The organism is Variovorax sp. 01T439_2 (assembly GCF_056398445.1).
In genome coordinates this window covers 1-6,181 of sequence record NZ_JBFTPJ010000288.1, presented here as the reverse complement: position 1 = coordinate 6,181, position 6,181 = coordinate 1, and the positions used below count along the sequence as shown (strand labels likewise).

Below are 6,181 nucleotides of genomic sequence, written 5' to 3'. Positions count from 1 at the left end.
GCACTTCTTCCGCGCTGGGCATGCCCAGGCGCTGCAGCGCGGTGGCCACGCGCTGGTCGAACACGTCTTCGAACTTGCGCAGGCCGAAGCTGTCGAGGCCCGGAAAGCCGCGGGGAACCGCGGCCTTGGCACCCGCCGCCGGATCGAACCTGGCCTGGCCGATGCCCAGCAGCCCCTCGATCACGTTGGCCTGGCGCTTGGCGACGTCGTCGCGCACATTGCCGAGCACCTTGAGGCCGGCGCGCAGCAGGCCCTCGGCACCGACGGCCTTCTTGCCCGGCCCGGTGTCCGATGCGGCAGCAGCCGCCTTCTTCTTAGGTGCCGCGGCCTTCTTCCCGGCTGCGGGCATCTTCCGGGCCGCAGGCGCCTTCCTGGCGGGCTTCGCAGGCGCCGCCGCCCTCTTCTTCCTGGAATCGTCCGTCGGATCGGGGCGGGTCGCCATGCGTTGTTGCTCCAGGGTCAGGCCGCCTTGCGGGCGGCGGTGCGGCGAACCGGCTTCTTGGCAGCGGCGGCCTTGGCCTTCACGCTGCGCACGGGCTTGGCTTCTTCGGTGCCGCTCACGCGCACTTCGATCTGCTTGGCACCGGCAGCCACCTTGTCGGCGATCTGCACCGACACGTTGGCAATCGGCTGGTTCAGCGCATTCAGCGTCTTGACCACCGAGCTGACGACCGGCGATTCGACGCGCGCCACGCGGCCGGCCACGGTTTCGATGCCGCTCGTGGTGCCCGCGGCGACGCGGTCCATCACCGAGACGATGCGGCCGGTGTCGATGTCCAGGCGGTTGGCCAGGAAGCCGTTGATCTTTTCCTGCGCGCCGATCAGGTTGGCCTTGACCTGCTCGCTCACCAGCGGAATCTGGCGGCTGCCGAGGAATTCGCTGTAGCGCGAAGCAGCGCCGCCGAGCAGGCGATGAACGCCGGCGCGGTAGGCGCCCACCAGGGTCTTGCCGGCGTCGTTGTACTGGCCGATGACGTGGATGGCGGCGGAAGAGAAGGAGGCTTGCGTGGTGGTCATGTGGATTTCCTGGAAGTTGATCGGTCGCTGGATTCGCGATGAAGTGATCTTCTTCCAGAGTGCCTAGGCCTGGAAAGCTAGAACGGTCGGAAAACTAGTCCAACTGCCCCAATTTTCCGGCCCTCGTGCCTGGCGATCATGCCGCAGTGGCCACCCTGGCGCGTTTGGCGGGCGCCGCGGGCTTGCGCGGCGCGGCCTTGGGTGCGGCCGCCTTGGCCGGTGTTTTCTTCGCGGCGGTCTTGGCGGCCGGCGCCTTGGCCGCGGCGGCTTTGGCTGCCGGCGGCTTCTTCGCTGCAGCCTTTTTTGCAACCGGCCTCGGCGCCGCCTTCACGGCGGGTGCCGGCTCGGGAGCCGCCGCTGTCTTCGCGGGCGCCGCGCCCGCCGCTGCCGGGTGCGTCTGCGTCAGGCCCAGCAGCAGCTGGTGCTCGGCCAGCATGTAGTCGCCGATCTCGGTGATGTCGGGCACCGCGCGGCGGCAGGCGATGAGGCCGTAGTCCATGCGTCCGTTGTAGCTCTGCACCGTGACATTGAGGGCCGTGCCGTGGCTCGCGATCGACACCGGGTAGTAGCTGGTGACCAGCGCGCCCGCAAAGTACATCGGGAACGGCGCGCCCGCCACGTTGGAGATGGCCACGTTGGCGGCCGGCGGCAGCAGGTTCACGAGGCCCGAGCGGCCCACCATCGAGGCGATGCCCGACACCAGCCAGGGCGCGGCAAAGGTCGGGAAGTCGTCGAGGATCACCGCCTTGAAGCGGTTCATGGTCGACTTCGAGCTGGTCGACGACGCATTGATCGCCTTCAGCCGCTGCACCGGGTCGGTGATGTCGGTGGCCAGGCTCACGAGGATCATGCTGGCCTGGTTGTTGGCCGTGTCGTCGCCCGCTTCGCGCAGGCTCACGGGCACGCCGGCCACCAGCGGCTTGGCGGGCAGCTCGTTGTTGTCGGCCAGGTAGTGGCGCAGCGCGCCGGCCACGGTGGCCATCACCACGTCGTTGAGCGACACGCCGAAGTGCCTGGCGATGTGCTTGGTCTCGGCCAGCGAGATGGTGCGGCCGGCAAAGGTGCGCTGGTTGGTGATCGACACGTTCAGCGAGGTGCGCGGCGCAAACAGGTTGAACTTCTTGGGCGCGGTGGCGGCGTCCTTCTCGGCCGCCTTCTCGGCCGCCTTCTCGTCGGGCTTGGCGAGGCCGCCGAGCGCGCGCGCGATGGCCGGCGCCATCTTGAACAGCTTGACGTACTGCTGCGCCGTGTTGCGCAGCGCCGCGGTCGCAAGCTCGGCCATGCCCAGCTGGTAGCCGCTGCTGCGCGCGCGGGCGCGCGGCGGCTTGACCACGCGGCCCGTGGGCTCGAGGTCGAAGATGGCTTTGCCGAGCGCCACGCCGGCCTGGCCGTCGATGCCCGCATGGTGCACCTTGGTGTAGAGCGCCACCTGGCCGCTCTTCAGGCCGTCGATGATGAAGAACTCCCACATCGGGCGGCTGCGGTCGAGCAAGGTGGAATGCAGCCGCGCCACGTACTGCTGCAGCTGGCGGTTGGTGCCGGGCCTGGGCAGCGTGATGTGGCGCACGTGGTAGTCGAGGTCGATGTCCTCGTCGGCCACCCACACCGGGTTGGTCATGTCGAAGGGCATCAGTGCGAGCTTGCGCGTGAACACGTCGGCCAGGTGGATGCGGCTGGCCATGAACTGCTTGGCATCCTCGTAGAAATCGCCCTTGTAGCCCTTGGGCAGGTCGAGCACGTTGAGCGAGCCCACGTGCATCGGCATCTCGGGGGTTTCCAGGTGCAGGAAGGTGGCATCAAGACCGCTCAGGTGTTTCATGTGTCGTGTCTCCTTGTGTGCGCAGGCGCCGTCCGGCAGGATACCCGTGGGAGCCCCGCGCATCGAGGCCAAACCGCCGAACGCGGGTTTGTCACTAGGCCGGCGCGCGGTGCGCTATGAATTCAGTAGCTTCGGCCGACCCTGACGGCAGGCATGCCTTTCTTCACGGCGGATTCGTACACTGCGCCCATGACATCCACCGCTTCCACGCAGACCGACGAGCACCAGTGGCTCGAAGACATCGACGGCGCCGAACAGCTCGAATGGGCGCGCCAGCACAACGCGAAGACCGTGCGGCGCTACGCGCTGTCGCCCGCCTTCGAGCGGATGGAGCAGGGCATCCTCGAAGTGCTCGACTCCGAGGCCCGCATTCCGATGGTGCGCAAGATCGGCCCGCTCTTCTACAACTTCTGGCGCGACAAGAAGAACCCCAAGGGCCTGTGGCGGCGCACCACGCTGGCCGAATACCGCAAGCCCCAGCCGGAATGGGAAACCGTGCTCGACCTCGACGCGCTGGCCGAGGCCGACAAGGAAAACTGGGTCTGGCACGGCGCCGATTGCCTGCAGCCCGACTACAAGCGCTGCCTCGTCTCGCTCTCGCGCGGCGGCGCCGATGCGAACGTCGTGCGCGAGTTCGACCTCGAGCTCAAGCAGTTCGTCGCAAGCGGCTTCACGCTGCCCGAGGCCAAGAGCAACGTGGCGTGGAAAGACATCGACCACCTCTACGTGGCCACCGACTTCGGCCCCGGCTCTATGACCAGTTCGAGCTACCCGCGCATCGTCAAGGAATGGAAGCGCGGCACGCCGCTGGAAAGCGCGGCCACGGTCTACGAGGGCGGCGAGGACGACATGACGGTCAGCGCCTGGCGCGACAACACGCCGGGCTTCGAGCGCGACTTCGTCTCGCGCCAGATGGACTTCTACGACAGCGAGACCTGGCTGCGCACGGGCGACGGCCGGCTGGTGAAGATCGACGTGCCCGACGACGCCAGCACCGAGGTCACGCGCGAGTGGATGCTGGTCGAGCCGCGCAGCCCCTGGACCGTGGGCGGCACCACCTACAAGCCGGGCTCGCTGCTGGCAATGCGCTTCGACGACTACATGGCCGGCCGGCGCGAGATCACCGTGCTGTTCGAGCCCGACGACACGACCGCGCTCGACGACTATTCGTGGACCCGCCACCACCTGATCCTCAACGTGATGCACGACGTGGTGAACCGGCTCGAAGTGCTCACGCCAGGGGCCAGCTCCAAGGCATGGAAGCGCGAGAGCCTGGGCGGCGCGCCCGAGCTCTCGACCATTGCGGCCGGGGGTGTCGACGAGGACGAGAACGACGACTACTTCCTGACCGTGAGCGGCTTCCTGCAGCCGACCACGCTCTACATCGGCACCATCGGCCGGGGCGAGCCCGAGCCGCTGAAGGACAGCCCCGCCTTCTTCGATGCCTCCGGCTATCGCGTGAGCCAGCATTTCGCCACCTCGAAGGACGGCACGCGCGTGCCCTACTTCGAGATCGCGCCCAGGAACCTGCAGGCCGACGGCAGGAACCCCACGCTGCAGTACGCCTACGGCGGCTTCGAGATCTCGCTGCAGCCCAGCTACAGCGGCGCCATCGGCCGCGCATGGCTCGAGCGGGGCGGCGTCTACGTGGTGGCCAACATCCGCGGCGGCGGCGAGTACGGGCCGCGCTGGCACCAGGCCGCGCTGCAGCGCGACCGCCTGCGCACCTGCGAAGACTTCGCCGCGGTTTCGGAGCACCTCGTCGCGCGCAACATCACTTCGCCGCCGCACCTGGGTGCCATGGGCGGCAGCAACGGCGGGCTGCYGATGGGCAACATGCTCACGCTGTATCCCACGCTCTACGGCGCCATCGTGAGCGAGGTGGCGCTGCTCGACATGAAGCGCTACACGCATCTGTCGGCCGGCGCCTCGTGGATTGCCGAATACGGCGACCCGGACGATCCGGAAGAATGGGCCTGGATCCAGGCCTTCTCGCCCTACGAGAATGCGAAGCCCGGCCAGCCCTATCCGCCGGCGCTCTTCACCACGTCGACGCGCGACGACCGCGTGGGCCCGGTGCACGCACGCAAGATGCATGCGAAGCTGGCCGCCATGGGCTACGACTCCAGCTTCTACGAGAACATCGAAGGCGGCCACAGCGCGGCCACCGACAACAAGGAGGCCGCCTTCATGGACGCCCTGGGCTACGCCTACCTGTGGGAGCACATCGGACGGACATCCGCATGAGCAACGACAACGGCACCACCCTCGAACTGATCGGCGCGCCCACCGACGTCGGTGCCAGCGTGCGCGGCGCCGGCATGGGCCCCGATGCGCTGCGCGTGGCCGGGCTGCCGGAGGCGCTCGCGCGGCAGGGCTTCACCGTGATCGACCGCGGCAACCTCGCGGGCCCCGCCACCCCGTGGACCGCGCCGGCCAACGGCCTGCGCCACCTCGACGAGGTGATTGCCTGGAACCGCTCCGTCTACGCCGCCGTCGACACCGCCCTGGGCACCGGCCACGTGCCGCTCATGATGGGCGGCGACCACTGCCTGGCCATCGGCTCGATCAGCGCCGTGGCCTGGCATGTGCGCAAGCGCGGCAAGAAGCTGCGCGTGCTGTGGCTCGATGCGCACTCCGACGTCAACACCGAAACCACCAGCCCGAGCGGCAACCTGCACGGCATGCCCGTGTCCTRCCTGCTGGGCCACGGGCCCGCGGCGCTCACCGGCTGGAGCGGCGAGCGCGCGGCGCTGGAGCACGATGCCATCCGCTTCATCGGCATCCGCAGCGTCGACGCGGACGAGAAGGACGCCATCCGCACACTCGGCCTGCATGTGTTCGACATGCGCCACATCGACGAGCACGGCATGCGCACCACCATGACCGAGGCGCTGCAGGACGTGGACGAGGATACCCACCTGCACGTGAGCTTCGACCTGGATTGCCTCGATCCGAACATCGCACCCGGCGTGGGCACCGGCGTGCGCGGCGGCCCGACCTACCGCGAGATGCAGCTGTGCATGGAAATGGTCGCCGACACCCGCCGCCTCGGCTCGGTCGACGTGGTGGAGCTGAACCCCGCGCTCGACGTGCGCAACCAGACCGCCGAAGTGGCGGTGGAGCTGATCGAGAGCCTGTTCGGAAAGTCGACGCTGGTGCGCTGAGCGCCTCAGGCCGTGGGTGCCGCGGATGCCGCCGCCGCCACGCAGCGCTGCATGCGCTGCAGGTCTTCGAGCAGCAGGCACACCGGCGCCGCCAGCAGCAGCAAGGCGGACGAGGCGCCCGGCGACTCATGCCGGCGTGCGAGCTGCGCAAGCTTCGCAAGATCGGGCGCGCCCCGGC

At 68.7% G+C, this 6,181-nt stretch carries 5 protein-coding genes; 2 read left to right on the top strand and 3 right to left on the bottom strand.

The window, feature by feature from the left end:
* The 3 genes from AC1DOC_RS15245 to AC1DOC_RS15235 form a co-directional block, all read right to left on the bottom strand.
* On the bottom strand, positions 1-442 hold a 442-nt coding region (locus tag AC1DOC_RS15245; protein WP_478130026.1), incomplete at its 3' end, for a phasin family protein.
* Between the two features lie 17 nt (positions 443-459).
* Entirely contained in the window at positions 460-1,017 is a 558-nt protein-coding gene (locus AC1DOC_RS15240) for a hypothetical protein (RefSeq protein WP_015867561.1), read from the bottom strand.
* Positions 1,018-1,153: 136 nt separating this feature from the next.
* Positions 1,154-2,836 carry a WS/DGAT/MGAT family O-acyltransferase gene (locus tag AC1DOC_RS15235; RefSeq protein WP_015867562.1) on the bottom strand — a complete coding sequence of 561 codons (1,683 nt, stop codon included), beginning with the start codon at positions 2,834-2,836 and terminating at the stop codon, positions 1,154-1,156.
* A 153-nt stretch (positions 2,837-2,989) separates the two neighbouring features.
* On the opposite strand from AC1DOC_RS15235, the gene AC1DOC_RS15230 reads away from it, so the two are divergent.
* Both AC1DOC_RS15230 and rocF read left to right on the top strand, forming a co-directional pair.
* Positions 2,990-5,083 (top strand): prolyl oligopeptidase family serine peptidase, encoded by a 2,094-nt coding sequence (locus AC1DOC_RS15230; RefSeq protein ID WP_478130025.1) that lies wholly within the window; start codon positions 2,990-2,992, stop codon positions 5,081-5,083.
* A complete protein-coding gene (gene rocF, locus AC1DOC_RS15225) occupies positions 5,080-6,003 on the top strand; it encodes an arginase (protein WP_478130024.1) in 924 nt (307 codons plus the stop codon). The genes AC1DOC_RS15230 and rocF overlap by 4 nt, the downstream gene beginning before the upstream one ends.
* The last annotated feature ends 178 nt before the right edge of the window (positions 6,004-6,181 follow it).